Origin of the sequence: Streptomyces sp. NBC_01003, from assembly GCF_045162695.1 — a bacterium.
In the GTDB taxonomy this organism is placed as follows: Bacteria; Actinomycetota; Actinomycetes; order Streptomycetales; family Streptomycetaceae; genus Streptomyces.
In genome coordinates this window covers 3,684,971-3,700,417 of sequence record NZ_CP108707.1, presented here as the reverse complement: position 1 = coordinate 3,700,417, position 15,447 = coordinate 3,684,971, and the positions used below count along the sequence as shown (strand labels likewise).

The following is a 15,447-nucleotide window of genomic DNA, read 5'->3' as shown; positions in this document are numbered from 1 at the left end:
GGTACGGTGGCGCCATGGGACATCGCGAGGATCTGCTCGAAGGCGCCAAACGCTGCCTTCTGGAGAAGGGGTTCGTGCGCACGACGGCGCGCGACATCGTCAAGGAGTCGGGCGCCAACCTGGCGTCCATCGGCTACCACTACGGGTCGAAGGACGCGCTGCTCGCGCAGGCGTACGTGGCGCTGGCCGAAGGGGCCTCGGACGACTGGAGCGCGGTGGGCGAACTGCCGGGTGCGCCAGGCTCGTTGGAGCGGTTCCGGGCCGTGATGGCCGGGATCACCGACAGCCTCGGAAAGCCCGGGTCGATCTGGCACCTGAGCATCGAGCTCGTGACGATGGGCGACAAGATGCCGGTCGTGCGCGAGCAACTGGCACAAGCCCAGCACGAGGCGGGGCGCGGCTTCATCGGCATGGTCATGGGGGAGGAGCCGTCGGCCGACGATCCGAGCGTGCACACGCTCGGGAAGCTCTTCTCGGTGCTGGTCCTCGGGCTCGTCGCCCAGCACACCTTCGACGCGGACTACTCGCCCAGCGCCGACGAACTCACCGAGGGCGTACGGCAGTTGATGGCGGCCGCCCAGAAGTCACAGGCGTGACGCCTTCAGCCCCATGTGCAACAGCAGCCGGTCCTCACCGTCGTCCAGGTCGAGGCCGGTGAGCTGCTCCACGCGGGACAGGCGGTAGTAGAGGGTCTGGCGGTGGATGCCCAGCTCCGCCGCCGTGCGGCCGGCCTGGCCCGCACAGTCGAGGAACACCTCGGCGGTGCGGGCCAGTTGGCGGTTTGCGGGCAGCAGGAGCGGGTTCAGGACCGGGTCGTGCGCCGTGTCCGGGGGCAGCGCGGTGAGCAGGCGGTACGGGCCGATCGCCGCCCAGTGCGCGTCCGGGCCGAGACGCGGCTCGGCGAGTGCCGCGCGCGCCGCGGCCGTCGCCTCCTGCCAGGCGGCGCCCAGGTCGCCCAGCTCATGCCGCGCCCCCGCGAACCCCGCCGCGACGACCGCCGTACCGGCGCGCTCCCGCAGCTTCGCCGCCGCCGCCAAGGCCGGCCCGAGCGCGTCCGCCGACCGCAGCCGCACCAGGAGGGCCAGGGCCTGCCCGGCCGCACCCCACGGCACCATGCACAGGGCGTCGGCCGCGGGGATCGTACGGAAAGAAGGCGCGTCGTCCGGGTCCCCATCGGGGTATCCCCTGCTCGAGTGAGGCCGAGAGCCCGGGGAAGGCCACGGCGCGACGCACACCACCATGTGCAGCCCGTCCGCGCGCGACCCGAGCGCCGTGCGCAGGGCCGCCACCGCCATGTCCCGCTGCCAGCCGCGCTCGGCTGTGAGGACCTCGCGGAACTCACGGGTCAGGTCGGCGCCCGCCTGTGCCTCGTCCGCGAGCAGCGCGCCGATGCGGCCCGCCACCTCCATCGCGGCGGTCAGCTGCTGCTCGGTCGGCCCCGGGTCGTCGTCTAGCAGCCACACATAGCCGAGGACGACACCCCGATGGCGTACGGGAAGGCAGATGCGGCCCCGGTAGACCCCGGCCTCCGGGGTCGGCGGGATGCGGACGGGGCCGGTGGCGCGGGCGATGCCGAAGCCCTCGAACCAGGTGCGCACCGCCGCGGTGGAGCGGCGGGTCAGGATCGAGCGGGTGCGTACGGGGTCCAGCGTCGATTCGTCGAATGCGCTGTCGCTGTCGTGCGCGCCGAACGCGATCAGCCCGAAATCCCGGTTCTCCAGCGTCGCGGGGGCGCTGAGCAGCGCAGAGATCTCGTCGACCAGTTCCTGGTAGTCGCCCTTCACCCCGCCATTCTCGCGCACCCCACCGCACTCTTCAGACAAATGTCTGAGGTGGTGGCCACAGATGCGTGACAGCTGTCGATGGCACACGCTCGGAGGGATCCTTAGATTTCACGGTGGTTCTCCGTGCCGTACCGGTCTGTTGCGATTCAGTTCGTTTACGCCGAAACGGCCACTCGTTCGTACTCTCCCCGTGGAGGTGGCCCGTGCTGGGTCCCGTGATTCTCGCCGCGTCACGCAGCGACAAGATGCGCCGTTTCATCTCGGCAGCCCCCGGCACGAAGCAGGTCGTCGACCGGTTCATCGCCGGTGAGAACGTCGACGACGTCGTGCCGATCGTCGTGGACGCCTGCGGCAAGGGCCTCGAGGTCACCCTCGACGTGGTCGGCGAGGACATCACGACCCCCGAGCAGGCCGCCGCCGCGCGCGACGCCTACCTCGAGCTGATCGCGCACCTCAAGGACCTGGGCCTCGGCACCAAGGCCGAGATGTCCGTCAAGCTGTCGATGTTCGGCCAAGCGCTGGACGGCGGCCACGAGCTGGCCCTCGCCAACGTCCGCCCGGTCGTCGAGGCCGCCGCCGCGATCGGCACCACGGTCACCCTGGACGCCGAGGACCACACCACCCTCGACTCGATGTTCGCCATCCACGAGGAGCTGCGGAAGGACTTCCCGCAGACCGGATGCGTCATCCAGGCCTACCTCTTCCGCACCGAGGACGACGCCACCCGCCTCGCCGCCGCCGGCAGCCGCGTACGCATCGTGAAGGGCGCCTACAAGGAGCCCGCCTCCGTCGCGTACCAGGACAAGGCCGAGATCGACAAGGCGTACGTCCGCATCCTGAAGATTCTGATGGAGGGCGACGGGTACCCGATGATCGGGTCCCACGACCCGCGCCTCATCTCCATCAGCCAGGAGCTCGCCCGCCGCGCCGGGCGCAAGCTGGACGAGTACGAGTTCCAGATGCTGTACGGGATCCGCAGCGACGAGCACGTACGCCTCGCCGCCGAGGGCCACCGGATGCGCGTCTACACCGCGTACGGCACCGACTGGTACGGCTACTTCATGCGCCGCCTCGCGGAGAAGCCCGCCAACCTGCTGTTCTTCGCCCGCTCCATCCTCACCAAGGGCTGAGCCCCACCCCTCTCAAAGGAGTTCAGAGACTCATGGACGCTGTAACCCAGGTCCCCGCTCCCGTCAACGAGCCGGTGCACGGCTACGCCCCCGGCTCCCCGGAGCGGGCGCGCCTCGAGGTCAAGCTCAAGGAGCTGGCCGAGAACCCGATCGAGCTGTCGATGACCATCGGCGGCGTCAAGCGCCTCGGTGGCGGCGACGAATTCACCGTCGTCCAGCCGCACAACCACCAGGCCGTCATCGGTACGGGCCGCGGCGCCACGCAGGCGGACGCGCAGGACGCGATCGACGCCGCGCTCGCCGCCGCCCCGGCCTGGCGCGCGATGTCCTTCGACGACCGCGCCGCGATCATCCTGCGCGCCGCCGAGCTGCTCTCCACGACGTGGCGCGAGACGCTCGCCGCGTCCACGATGCTAGGCCAGTCGAAGACCGCGCAGCAGGCCGAGATCGACACCCCGTGCGAGCTCGTCGACTTCTGGCGCTTCAACGTGCACTACGCCCGCAACATCCTCGCCGAGCAGCCCCCGGCGAACTCCACCGGCGTGTGGAACCGCATGGACCACCGCCCGCTCGAGGGCTTCGTCTACGCGATCACGCCGTTCAACTTCACCGCCATCGCCGGCAACCTCCCCACCGCTCCCGCCCTCATGGGCAACGTGGTGGTCTGGAAGCCGTCCCCGACGCAGACCCACGCCGCCGTGCTGCTCATGCAGCTCCTGGAGGAGGCCGGTCTGCCCAAGGGCGTCATCAACCTCGTCACCGGTGACGGCATCGCGGTCTCCGAGGTCGCCCTGAACCACCGCGACCTGGCCGGCATCCACTTCACCGGCTCGACCAAGACCTTCCAGCACCTGTGGAAGACGGTCGGCACGAACATCGACAAGTACCGCACCTACCCGCGGCTCGTCGGTGAGACCGGTGGCAAGGACTTCGTCGTCGCCCACCCGAGCGCCGACCGCGCCGTCCTCAAGACGGCCCTGACCCGCGGTTCCTTCGAGTACCAGGGCCAGAAGTGCTCCGCGTCCTCGCGCGCCTACGTTCCGGCCTCCATCTGGAACGACGGCTTCAAGGAAGAGTTCGCGGCCGAGGTCGACGGCATCAAGATGGGTGACGTCACCGACCTGACGAACTTCATCGGTGCCGTCATCGACGAGCGCTCCTTCGCCAAGAACAAGGCGGCCATCGACCGCGCCAAGTCGGACCCGACCTGCACGGTCATCGCCGGCGGCGAGTACGACGACTCGGTCGGCTACTTCGTCCGCCCGACCGTCATCGTGTGCAGCGACCCGGCGAACGAGGTCTTCACGACCGAGTACTTCGGCCCGATCCTCGCGGTGCACGTCTACGACGACGCCAAGTACGACGAGATGCTGGACCAGATGGAGTCCGCCTCGGACTACGCCCTGACGGGTGCGGTCATCTCGAACGACCGCGCCGCCGCCGCGCACACGATGGACAAGCTCCGCTACGCCGCGGGCAACTTCTACATCAACGACAAGTCGACCGGCGCCGTCGTCGGCCAGCAGCCCTTCGGCGGCGGCCGCGCCTCCGGCACCAACGACAAGGCCGGCGCCCCGCAGAACCTCCAGCGCTGGACCCTGACCCGCGCCATCAAGGAGACGCTGGTCCCGCCGACCGAGTACGGCTACCCGCACATGGGCTGACGCCCACCGGCGTTTCGACGCCCCCTGAACCCCGCCTCCGACCAGGGCCCCACCCCGGTCGGAGGCGGTGTCGTGTCCGGGGTCAGATCAGTGTGTCCACGGCGATGCGCGTGATGTCGGCGGCGATCCGGTCCTCGCCCGGGGTGTCCGCGTCGAGCCGGGTCGTGTACACGGAGACGACCAGGGGAGCCCCGCCGCCCGGCGGCCAGGCCACGGCCACGTCGTTGACCCCGCCGTAGGCGGGCGACCCGGTCTTGTCCCCGACCCGCCAGCCCGGGGGGAGCCCCGCGCGGATCCGCTTGTCGCCGGTGGTGTTCTCCACCAGCCACCGTGTCAACTGGCCGCGGTCGAGCGGGTGGAGGGCGTCACCGAGGACCAGCGCGCGCAGGTCCGCGGTCATGGCGGCGGGCGTCGTGGTGTCCCGCCGGTCGCCGGGGATGTTCGTGTTGAGGTCGGTCTCCCACCGGTCGAGCCGGGTCACGGAGTCGCCGAGCGAGCGGGCGAACGCGGTGACGCCGGCGGGGCCGCCGATCCGGCGCATCAGCAGATTGGCCGCGGTGTTGTCGCTGTACGTGATGGCGGCGTCGCACAACTCCCGTACCGTCATGCCGGTCTCGAGGTGCATTTCGGTGCGGGGTGAGGCGGCCACGAGGTCGTCGCGGCCGTAGCGGATCAGTACGTCGAGCAGTCCGGGCTCCTGCTCGCGCGCCCTGCGCAGGATCGCCGAGGCGGCGAGCACCTTGAACGTCGAGGCGATCGCGAAGCGTTCGTGCGCGCGGTGGGCGAGGGAGGCGCCGGTGCCGGTGTGCAGGGCGTGCACCCCGATGCGGCCGGGGTAGCCCGCCTCCAGCTCGCGCAGCCGCCGCCGGGCGTCGCCGCCGGCATCGGAGGAGGGCGCGGCGCTCGCGGTGCCGGGCACGGAGAGAAGGACGGGCGCCAGGGCCGCGGCGCCGAGGAGGGTCCTGCGGGAGGGAGGTAAATTCATGATCTCGAAGGTACGTGAACGGGGTCGGGGACGCGGCGAGGATCGCCCGGTCCGAAGGCCCGCGCCCCTCTGTGCCGGCCCGCGTCAGCTCCAGCCCGCCACGATGAGCGAGAGACCGGCCGCGAAGCCTCCGCACAGCAGGCCCAGGTAGAGCCCGTAGAGCCTGCGGAGCCGGTGCACCAGGAAGCCGAAGGCGCCGAACGCAAGGCCCACCGTGAGTGTGCGGGCGCCGCGCGCGCGTGCCGACTCGGTCAGCCAGTGCGTGACGGGGACGTCCGCGCGGCCCGCCTCCTTCGCGTAGACCTTGAACGGGATGCCGTTCCAGGGCTGGTGGCGTACCGCCGACGCGCCCTCGACGGACAGTTCGTGACGGACCTCCGCCCGCATCCGGTCCGTCGTCAGGGGTGCGGGCAACGAGACGCCCGCGGAGGCAAGTTGGAGCGCGAGCAGGCCGCCCGCGAGGCTGCCCGCGAGCGCCGTGACGGACAGCTTCAGGGCCCGGCGCGGCACCGCCACGCACGCCACCGCGAGGAACAGCTCCGGCATCAGCGGCCAGCTCAGCGCCTCCGCGAACGCCCACGCGAAGGCCAGGAGCAGCCCGAGCCGTGTGCTGATCACGCGGGCCAGGACCTTGCGGACGCGGGAGTCCCGCAGCGGCTCCGCGACCGTACGGGCATGAAGGGCGGCCACCGCAATACGGGCCTGCTCCGGTGTCGCCGTGTACGGGAGCGGTTCGCCGATCCGCACCCGGACCAGGGACGGGCGCAGCCTGCCGTGCTTGGGCAGGAGCCGGTCCGTGCCCGCGATACCGACCGGCACCACCGGCACGCGCGCGTGCTCCGCCAGGACCAGCGCGCCCCGGTGGAACGACCCCAGCTCGCCCGCACGCGCGCGCGTGCCCTCGGGGAAGAGGACGACGGCGTGGCCCGCGCGCAGCGCGTCCGCCATGCCGAGCAGGTCGTCCATGCCCCCGCCCGAGCGCCGCACCGGGAACCCGGCGGCGAGGCGGCTGCAGATCCGGCTGCGCCAGGGCGAGGCGAACCAGTAGTCGGCCGCCGCGCCGATCGCCGGCGCGTGGGAGGCGTCGAGCGCGGCGAGCAGCGCGGCGTTGTCGGCGTGCGAACTGTGGTTGGCGACCACGACACAGCCGCCGCGCGGAAGCCGGCCCCGGCGCTCCACACCGCCGGTGAGGGTGAGGACGAGCCACCACAGGGCATGGCGAAGCCGGGCGGCCGCACGGGCCGGGCGCACACGGGCCGGAGCGGTCACGGTCGTCGTCACAGGGTCACCACCATCACGAGGAGCAGGGCGACGAGGAGCGAGTCGATACGGTCGAGGAGCCCGCCGAACCCCGGCAGCCAACTGCCCGCGTCCTTCACGCCCGCCTCGCGCTTCACCATCGACTCGACGAGATCGCCGAGGACGCAGCCGGCCAGCACGGCGGCCCACAGGACCGGCGTGAACGCGCCGACTGCCGCGAGTGCGGCGGCAGTTGCGGCGGCGGCGCCCACCACGCCGGCCCATGTCTTGTTGGGGGACAGCGGCGAGAGGCGGCGCGAGAGCGGCCCCCGCCGGCCGAGCGCGGTACCGCCGCACCACGCGCCCACGTCACCGAACGCCACCGCGACCCCGACCGCGAGCGCCGTGTCGCCGAGCAGCACCAGGCCGCTCAGGGACACCGGGATCCACAGGAGACCGAAGAGCGTGCGGGACGCGCGCGTGAAGCCCTGTTCGGCGTCACCCGCGCAGACCGCCGCGAGCACGGCGAGTACGAGAAGTGCCCCGGTCGTACGGGGGTCGGGCCCCGCAAGTGCCGTGCCAGGCACGGCAATTGCCGCGGCCACCAGTACGGCCCGCTCGGCGCGGGGCAGGCCCGCCATCCGCGCGTACTCGCCCACCGCGACCGCACCGAGCCCGGCCGCGAGCACGAACGCGCCCGCGCGGCCCACGAAGAAGGCGCCGATGAACAGCGGTGCGGACAGCGCCCAGGTCCGCCAGCGCCTGCGCAGCTCGGCCCGTATCCGTACCCGGGACGGCAACGAGGCGACGGCGACGCCACCGGCCCCGAGGACCCCGGCCACGACCGGCACGGCCCGCCCGGCCACCTCACCGGCGACGAACACGGCGCTCATCGGGTGCCCCGAAGCTGCGTACCGCGGTCCGCGGGGGACTGCGGGCGAGTGTGGGTGATGCCGCCGGACACTTCGCCGGGGTCGAGGGGGAGGCCTCGATCGGGCTTCGGGGGAGGGGAGTTGAGGATGGGGGTGGGGGAGGGGGACGGGCGGCGACGGGTGGTGGCCGGGACCGGGGGCTCCGCCACGGGCACTGGCACCGGCACCGGCACCACAGGCTTCTCCATCGCCACAGCCGTATCGGGCTGCCCAAGCGCCCTCCACACCCACACTCCCCGCACCACCGCCGTCACCGCGGACCCCGCCGCGACAACCGCGAGCACAGGGACCGCCCAGCCCGAGGCCGCGGCCACGACCGCGAGGAGGCAGCGCTCCGTCTTGCCGACCGGGCCGCCGTTGCGCCGGGGCGCACCCGCCGCCGCGCCCGCCAGGGAGACCCACGAAGGGAGCGTGGCCGCGAAGGCCGCCGCGGCCACCAGCCACAGCGGGGCCAGCGGCAGGAAACCCGCGATGACGAGCAGGTCGGCCACGCGGTCACTCAGCTCGTTGAGGAGGGCGCCGCGACGCGTCGTGCGGCCGGTGTCGCGGGCGAGCGCGCCGTCCAGGTTCGCGAACGCGAGCCGCGCCGCGAGCAGCAGGGCCACCGGCAGCGCGGCCGGCGGTGCCGGCAGCCAGGCGAGCGCGGCCGCCGCGCCCGCGGCGCACACGACACCGGCCGCCGTCAGGGTGTCGGGCGAGACCTGCCGGGCGGCGAGCGCGCGGCGCAGGCCGGAGAGCCGGTCCGCGTACCAGGGCTTGAGAGCGTAGAGGCCGTTCATGAGGACGACTGTGCCGTCGCGCACGCGGCGTGAAATCGGCGCGCGTACTCAAATAGCGCGTGAGTACGGTGTCACGGTGACCACGCTGAGCACCGCACACACCGCCGACCTCACCCGAGCTGAACTCCGGTCCGTGCGCGCCCTGTTGGACGATGCCTTCGGCGGCGGCTTCAGCGACGACGACTGGGACCACACCCTTGGCGGCGTGCACGCCCTCGTGCGCGACAGCTCCGGCGACCTCGTCGCGCACGGCTCCGTGGTGCAGCGCAGGGTCGCGCAGGCGGGCCGCTCGCTGCGCACCGGCTACGTCGAGGGCGTCGCCGTCCGCGCCGATGCGCGCAGGGGCGGTCTGGGCGGGCAGGTCATGGCGGCCCTGGAGCGGGTGATCGACGCCGCCTACGACCTGGGCGCGCTGTCGGCGTCGCCCGACGGGGCCGGGCTCTACCGGGCGCGTGGCTGGGAACAGTGGCAGGGCGCCTTCGCCGCGTACGGCCCTGAGGGGCCGGTGCGGCTGCCGGACGACGAGAGCGCGCCGTACCTGCGGCGCGTCACCGCCGCACTCGACCCGGCCCACACGCTCCTCTTCGAGTGGCGCGGCGGCGACATTCTCTGACCGAGGGGAGCGCCGGCCGGCCCCGCGCGAAGCGATACGTCGCCGTGACTCCCGTCTCAGATAGTAGGAAGTCCGAGTAATTGTGGAGACAGAAGCAGGCTCCTCGCTTAGCTTTGTAGGAGCCGAACGTCTCGCTCGATCCAGCGAATGGCGGTCGTGAGCTGAGCAGAAGGCAGGCAACCCCTGCCGCTCCGGGCTCCCCGCCTCTTCCGGCGCCTCGAAATCCCCCGTGATCTCAAGGAGTCGATCTCTCATGGCCACAGCGACGCCCGTCCGCCGCCGAGTCCGTCACGCATCGCCGTCCGATTCAGACCGCAAGAACGCCGCCGCCGCCCTGCAGCGAGCCCTCGACCGCAGGGACAACGGCGGCGAGACGGGGCACGAGACCCGTTAGGGCCCCGCGCCCTACGGCTGTGCGCCCCGCCTGATCTCGAAGTAGTCGATGCGCTCGCCGCTCTCGGCCAGCGCGGAGACCTTCAGCCTCGGGGTCACGCCCGCCCCACCGGTCTCCGCCTCCACCGCGAGGAACGAGAAGCCGGTGTACCGCACCCGCGACCACTGAACGGTGTCCGGGTCCGGCAGGCGTGACTTCGTCCAGTGGAACGTCACGATCGACTCGCGGTCCTGGACATGCCCCTCGTAGCTGTCCTCGACCCCGAGGCCGAACCCGTAGAGGTCCTTGCCGGCGCCGCCCGCGGTGACGTACACGATGCCGTCGCGCGTCGGATCGGTCGACGCGCCGACCGGCACCGGCTTGCCCACCTCTCCGTCCTTGATGGCGTCCGTGCGCTCGTACACGTGGTTGTGCCCGTTGATCACCAGGTCCACCTGGTGCTCGGCGAACAGCGGCAGCCACGCGGCGCGCACCCCGCCGTCGGAGGCATGCGTCGACGTCGAGTACGCGCAGTGGTGGAAGAAGACCACCACGAAGTCGATGTCCTTGCGCGCGCGCAGCTCACCGAGCCGCTCGGCCAGCCAGGCGGTCTGCTTCCCGTCCGTGTAGCCCTTGTTCGCGGGGATCTCGTACGAGACGTCGTTCGCGTCGAGCGCGACGACGCCCACGTTCCCGTACACGAAGGAGTAGACGCCCGGCGCGTTCCGCGGGTCCGGGCCGTTGTCCGGCAGGGTCCAGCGGGCCGACTGGCCGCCGTACCCGTTGGGGGAGTACCAGGCCTCCATGTCGTGGTTGCCGGTCGTCACCATCCACGGCACCGACTTCGCGACCGACTCCGTCTGCGCGAGGAACTGGTCCCACACGCGCGCGTCGTACGCGTCCGACTCCTTGCCGTGCCCGGTGCTGTCGGCGTAGCAGATGTCGCCCGCGTGCAGATGGAACGAGGGGTTCTGGCCCAGGATCAGCTGGTCGTTGGCGAGCGCGTCATAGCTGACGCCCTGGTCGCCGAAGGCCGTGAAGACGAACTTCTCCGCCTTCGCCGGAGCCGTGCGGAAGGAGCCGATCGTCGCGATGCGCTCCGCGGACGCCGGGTCGAAGCCGTCGTGGCCCACGCCGTAGTAGTACGTCGTCCCGGGGGTCAGGCCGTCCAGGGCCGCGTGCAGATAGTGCTGCTCGACCGCCGGGAGCTTCTTCGACAGGCTCGGCGTGTGCAGCGCGCGCACCTCCGCCTCGATCTTCCGGCTGAGATCCCAGGGCTTCAGGCCCACCCGTACGAACGGCTTGCGCACCGCGAACGGCACCTGCCAGGAGATCCGCATCTGCGTCTTCGGGTCGGCGCCGAAGGCGAGATGGCGGGCGAAGGGCGCGACGAGGGAACCGTCGACCTGTACGGCCGCCGAGCGGACGGGAGCGGCGGGCGAGGCGGGAGCGGAAGGCGCCGCGTACGCCGAGGAGGCCGAGCCGCCCAGCAGGGTCAGGCCGCCCACGCTCCCCGCGGTCCCGGTCAGCGCGCGCCGCCTGCTGAACCGGGCCCGCAGGTACTCGTGCTGCTCGGGCATGCTCAGGCGGCGGGCCAGCTGCTCGGGAATGCCGACGTTCGGTGTGTCCATGGGAAGCAAACTTCCCCGTAACAACCAACAAGGGCCATACCTGCGGGTGAACAGAAATCGACCCCGCGGCGGCCCGTACGGCGGAGTGTCCGACGGACCGCACGGCGCATGGCACATGTCCGAATGGCGGACATCGAGTGTCATCCCATGGGACGCCGAAGTAGGGTGCCCGTATGTCGGCTAGCTCTCGCATCCTCAATCTCGCAGTGATCCCCGGTGACGGCATCGGCCAGGAGGTCGTGGCCCAGGGGCTCAAGGTCCTCGGCGCCGTCCTCCCGCAGGATGTGAAGCTGGAGACCAAGGAATACGACTTCGGCGCCAGGCGCTACCACGCGACCGGTGAGACCCTCACCGACGCCGATGTCGCGGCGCTCAAGCAGCACGACGCCATCCTGCTCGGCGCGATCGGTGACCCCTCGGTCCCGTCCGGCGTCCTCGAGCGCGGCTTCCTGCTCAAGCTCCGCTTCCTCTTCGACCACCACGTCAACCTCCGCCCGAGCAAGCTGCTCCCGGGTGTGGCGACGCCCCTCAAGGGCCAGCCGGAGATCGACTTCATCGTGGTCCGCGAGGGCACCGAGGGCCCGTACACGGGCAACGGCGGCTCGATCCGCACCGGCACCCCGCAGGAGGTCGCCACCGAGGTCTCCGTCAACACGGCGTTCGGTGTCGAGCGTGTGGTCCGTGACGCCTTCGCCCGGGCCCAGGCCCGCCCCCGCAAGAAGCTCACGCTGGTCCACAAGAACAACGTGCTGTCCTTCGCGGGGCACCTCTGGACGAACATCTTCAACAAGGTGGCCGCGGAGTTTCCCGAGGTCACCACCGACTACCTGCACGTGGACGCGGCGACGATCTTCCTCGTCACCGACCCCGAGCGCTTCGACGTGATCGTCACCGACAACCTCTTCGGCGACATCATCACCGACCTCGCCGCTGCCGTCTCCGGCGGCATCGGCGTCGCGGCCTCCGGGAACATCAACCCGTCCCGCGAGTTCCCGTCGATGTTCGAGCCGGTCCACGGCTCGGCCCCCGACATCGCCGGCCAGGCCAAGGCCGACCCCACGGCCACGGTCCTGTCCGTGGCGCTCCTGCTGCGTCACCTCGGCTACGAGGCCGAGGCCGCCCGCATCGAGGACGCCGTCTCCGTCGACCTGGCCGAGCGCGGCACCACCGCGCGGTCGACCGACGAGATCGGCGACGCGCTCGCCGGACGAGTAGCCGGCTGACCCGCCGCTCTTAAATGCACTTAAGAAGCCGCCGGGTCGCATCCGCACCCGGCGGCTTCACCTTTGCGGTCCCCGGGTGCCACCATCAACCCCTGGGCCGCACCTCACGCCGTACCCGTACCGGCCGTTTTCGCCCATCGGACCCCACGAGCGATAATCGGACGTGGGGCCGCGGTGAACGCGAAAACTCGGACGACCGAGTAGTTGGAGTTCGATCTTCCAGCTGCGCGTGCGTGAAGAGCGGTCCGTCACACACAACCGGTGAAGGACACGCAACCATGACGACGCCCACGATCGAGCTCAAGCCCTCCTCGACCCCGCTGTCCGGCGCGGAGCGCGAGGCGATCCTGGCCAACCCGGGATTCGGCCGCCACTTCACCGACCACATGGTGACGATCCGGTGGACCGAGGGCCGCGGCTGGCACGACGGGCAGCTCGTGCCCTACGGACCGCTCTCGCTCGACCCGGCGACGAACGTCCTGCACTACGCGCAGGAGATCTTCGAGGGTCTCAAGGCCTACCGCCAGCCCGACGGCACCGTCGCCACCTTCCGCCCCGAGATGAACGCCAAGCGCTTCCAGGCCTCGGCGCGCCGCCTGGCCATGCCCGAGCTGCCGGTCGAGACGTTCATCGAGGCGTGCGACGCGCTGGTCAAGCAGGACGTCGCGTGGGTTCCGGCGCACGGCGGCGAGGAGTCCCTCTACCTCCGCCCCTTCATGATCGCGACCGAGGTCGGCCTGGGCGTGAAGCCCGCCAACGAGTACCTCTTCATCGTGATCGCCTCGCCCGCGGGCGCCTACTTCGCCGGTGGCGTCAAGCCGGTGTCGATCTGGCTGTCCGAGGACCGCGTGCGCGCCGTCCCCGGCGGCATGGGCGACGCCAAGACCGGCGGCAACTACGCGGCGTCCCTGCTCGCCCAGGCCGAGGCCGCGGCCCAGGGCTGCGACCAGGTCGCCTACCTCGACGCGGTCGAGCACAAGTGGGTCGAGGAACTCGGCGGCATGAACCTGTACTTCGTGTACGGAGACAAGATCGTCACCCCCGAGCTGACCGGCTCGCTCCTCGCGGGCGTCACCCGTGACTCGCTCCTGTCGGTCGCCCGCGACCTGGGTTACGAGTCCGTCGAGGGCCGCGTCTCCATCGACCAGTGGCAGGCCGACTCCGAGAACGGCACGCTCACCGAGGTCTTCGCCTGCGGCACCGCGGCGGTCATCACCCCCGTCGGCACCGTCAAGCGCGCCGGCGCCGAGTGGACCCAGTCGGGCGGAGAGCCCGGCGAGGTCACGCGGAAGCTGCGCGAGGCGCTGCTCGACATCCAGCGCGGCACGAGCGTGGACAAGCACGGCTGGATGCACCAGCTCGGCTAGGGCCTCTTGTTTGGATCATGCCGGGCCCGCGGGGTCTGGTGCCGCACCTCGCGGCGTTGTCGTCAGTTGCCGACTCCCCCAAGCTCTCGGCTGCGCTCGAGCAGGGGGACCCCCATGACCCCGATCCCTGATCCTGCCTGATCCAGACCGAAGACCCCAGGACCGGCTCGCGCTCAGCCTTCACCGCTCGTGACCAGGGCCGCCTCGGACTTCTTGTCCGCGGCGGCCCTGACGCGTACCGAGCGCACCTCACGGGCCGTCAGCGCCAGGTAGGCCGCCCCGCCGACCAGGCCCGACAGCAGGAAGCTGCAGTCCACGCCGCCCGTCAGCGAGAGCAGCGGGCCCTCGTACGACGGCAGGGACACCGAGAGCAGGCCGACGAACGCGCCCAGGGCCCAGGAGACGGTGGCGCGCGGGTTCCAGCCGGAGCGGTACCAGTAGACGCCGCCGCGCGAGCGCCGGTTGAAGACCTGGAGCGCGTCCGCGTCGTAGACGCCGCGGCAGCGGACGAAGCCGATCAGGGTGATCACGGCCCAGGGGGTGCCGATCGCGGTGAGGAGCAGGACGAACGACGTCATGGCGTCCTGCGCCGCCCACGCGAAGTGGCCGACGAAGACGCAGACCGTGGCGACGGCCGCGACCGTGTAGGTCGCCGCCGTGCGGGAGGCGCGGGGCAGGATCGCGTCCAGGTCGAGGCCCATGGAGTAGAGCATCAGGCCCGCGTTGCCGACCGATCCCGCGGAGGCGGCGAGCAGCAGCGGGATCAGGTACCAGGTGGGCGAGGCGGAGACGAGCGAGCCCGCGTAGTCGAGGGCGGCGCGGGCCGCGTACGCGGTGAACGTGCCGAACAGCTGGGGCGTGAGCAGGCCGACGATCAGGCCGAGCCAGGTGGCGCGCAGGACGCTGCGCTGCGAGTGGCGGGTCGGGGACACGTAGCGCGTGTAGTCGCCGAGGAGCGTGATGAAGGCGATGGGGCCCGACAGGCCGGCGGCGACGAGAGCGAGCAGCCAGGTCGGCCAGAACGAGCCGAGGAGGTAGCCGCCCGCGTCCGGCAGCGGTGCCGTGGTGAAGTGCGGGGCGTACGCGACGACGCCGAGCGCCAGGAGCGCGGTCATGCCCACGGCCAGGACGCGGGACAGGCGCAGCAGGACGCGGTAGCCGTAGACCGCGCCGATCACGGTGGCGGCGGCCAGGAGCGCGTAGACGATGCCGTAGGTGAGGCCCGACTCGGGCACGCCGAACAGGCGGTGCAGGACGCCCGTCATCGCGTCGCCGCCGATCCACACGGTCAGCGCGGTGTAACCGAGCGACAGGAGCAGGCCGACGACCGAGCCGACGAGCCGCCCGCGGACGCCGAACTGGGCGCCCGACGACGTCGACAGGTTCGTGCCGGTGCGCAGGGAGACCAGGGCGAGCGGGGCGGTGAGTGCCGTGCCGAGGAGCGTGCCCGCGATCACTGAGGTGACCGAGGCCCACCAGCCGAGTCCGAACGACACGGGCAGCCAGCCGAAGACGATCACCCCGAGACAGAGGTTCGAGCCGAGGAGGATCGAGACGATGTCCCGGGGGCCGCTCGTGCGTTCCTCGTCGGGGATGGTGTCTACACCGCGCTGTTCTATCGCCATGGGGGACCCCTGATCTTTGCGTCGTTGCATCGGCCACATCGGGTGATTTAGAGCAGCGTTCAATGTGACCCATCGCAAGCTGGCACGTCAATGTTTCCGAGT

Annotated in this window: 14 protein-coding genes; 7 read left to right on the top strand and 7 right to left on the bottom strand. The window is 71.5% G+C overall.

All coding sequences use genetic code 11. From position 1 onward, the window contains the following. The first annotated feature begins 14 nt into the window (after window positions 1-14). Window positions 15-596, top strand: coding sequence for a TetR/AcrR family transcriptional regulator (locus OG698_RS16815; RefSeq protein ID WP_399971949.1), 582 nt, complete (start codon window positions 15-17; stop codon window positions 594-596). Here OG698_RS16815 and OG698_RS16810 read toward each other — a convergent pair. Beyond that, window positions 585-1,802, bottom strand: coding sequence for a PucR family transcriptional regulator (locus OG698_RS16810; RefSeq protein WP_406103789.1), 1,218 nt, complete (start codon window positions 1,800-1,802; stop codon window positions 585-587). The genes OG698_RS16815 and OG698_RS16810 overlap by 12 nt on opposite strands. Window positions 1,803-1,987: 185 nt before the next feature. Between OG698_RS16810 and OG698_RS16805 the strand changes: the two genes are divergently transcribed. Both OG698_RS16805 and pruA read left to right on the top strand, forming a co-directional pair. Continuing rightward, window positions 1,988-2,914 carry a proline dehydrogenase family protein gene (locus tag OG698_RS16805; RefSeq protein WP_399971953.1) on the top strand — a complete coding sequence of 309 codons (927 nt, stop codon included), beginning with the start codon at window positions 1,988-1,990 and terminating at the stop codon, window positions 2,912-2,914. Between the two features lie 32 nt (window positions 2,915-2,946). Continuing rightward, a complete protein-coding gene (gene pruA, locus OG698_RS16800) occupies window positions 2,947-4,578 on the top strand; it encodes an L-glutamate gamma-semialdehyde dehydrogenase (RefSeq protein ID WP_100594993.1) in 1,632 nt (543 codons plus the stop codon). A gap of 82 nt (window positions 4,579-4,660) precedes the next feature. Here pruA and bla read toward each other — a convergent pair whose 3' ends face one another. The 4 genes from bla to OG698_RS16780 all read right to left on the bottom strand — a co-directional run bounded on the left by bla (window position 4,661) and on the right by OG698_RS16780 (window position 8,513). Then, the gene (bla, locus tag OG698_RS16795; protein ID WP_406103787.1) at window positions 4,661-5,563 is read right to left on the bottom strand and encodes a class A beta-lactamase; all 903 of its coding nucleotides are present in this window, start codon (window positions 5,561-5,563) and stop codon (window positions 4,661-4,663) included. Window positions 5,564-5,647: 84 nt separating this feature from the next. Then, on the bottom strand, window positions 5,648-6,844 hold the full coding sequence (locus OG698_RS16790; protein WP_406103785.1) for a lysophospholipid acyltransferase family protein: 1,197 nt from the start codon (window positions 6,842-6,844) through the stop codon (window positions 5,648-5,650). After that, window positions 6,841-7,695 (bottom strand): phosphatidate cytidylyltransferase, encoded by an 855-nt coding sequence (locus OG698_RS16785; protein ID WP_406103783.1) that lies wholly within the window; start codon window positions 7,693-7,695, stop codon window positions 6,841-6,843. The genes OG698_RS16790 and OG698_RS16785 overlap by 4 nt, the downstream gene beginning before the upstream one ends. Further along, window positions 7,692-8,513 (bottom strand): CDP-alcohol phosphatidyltransferase family protein, encoded by an 822-nt coding sequence (locus OG698_RS16780; protein ID WP_406103781.1) that lies wholly within the window; start codon window positions 8,511-8,513, stop codon window positions 7,692-7,694. The genes OG698_RS16785 and OG698_RS16780 overlap by 4 nt, the downstream gene beginning before the upstream one ends. A 76-nt stretch (window positions 8,514-8,589) precedes the next feature. Here OG698_RS16780 and OG698_RS16775 point away from each other — a divergent pair, with 76 nt between their 5' ends. Next, the gene (locus OG698_RS16775; protein WP_406103780.1) at window positions 8,590-9,126 is read left to right on the top strand and encodes a GNAT family N-acetyltransferase; all 537 of its coding nucleotides are present in this window, start codon (window positions 8,590-8,592) and stop codon (window positions 9,124-9,126) included. A gap of 253 nt (window positions 9,127-9,379) precedes the next feature. Beyond that, entirely contained in the window at window positions 9,380-9,520 is a 141-nt protein-coding gene (locus OG698_RS16770) for a hypothetical protein (RefSeq protein ID WP_399971966.1), read from the top strand. A gap of 11 nt (window positions 9,521-9,531) precedes the next feature. On the opposite strand, the gene OG698_RS16765 is transcribed toward OG698_RS16770, so the two are convergent. Then, window positions 9,532-11,130 (bottom strand): purple acid phosphatase family protein, encoded by a 1,599-nt coding sequence (locus tag OG698_RS16765; protein WP_406103778.1) that lies wholly within the window; start codon window positions 11,128-11,130, stop codon window positions 9,532-9,534. Between the two features lie 173 nt (window positions 11,131-11,303). On the opposite strand from OG698_RS16765, the gene OG698_RS16760 reads away from it, so the two are divergent. Beyond that, window positions 11,304-12,353, top strand: coding sequence for a 3-isopropylmalate dehydrogenase (locus OG698_RS16760; protein WP_406103776.1), 1,050 nt, complete (start codon window positions 11,304-11,306; stop codon window positions 12,351-12,353). Window positions 12,354-12,631: 278 nt separating this feature from the next. Continuing rightward, window positions 12,632-13,720 (top strand): branched-chain amino acid aminotransferase, encoded by a 1,089-nt coding sequence (locus OG698_RS16755; RefSeq protein ID WP_406103775.1) that lies wholly within the window; start codon window positions 12,632-12,634, stop codon window positions 13,718-13,720. A gap of 173 nt (window positions 13,721-13,893) precedes the next feature. Here OG698_RS16755 and OG698_RS16750 read toward each other — a convergent pair whose 3' ends face one another. Further along, on the bottom strand, window positions 13,894-15,345 hold the full coding sequence (locus tag OG698_RS16750) for a cytosine permease (protein ID WP_406103773.1): 1,452 nt from the start codon (window positions 15,343-15,345) through the stop codon (window positions 13,894-13,896). Window positions 15,346-15,447 lie beyond the last annotated feature (102 nt).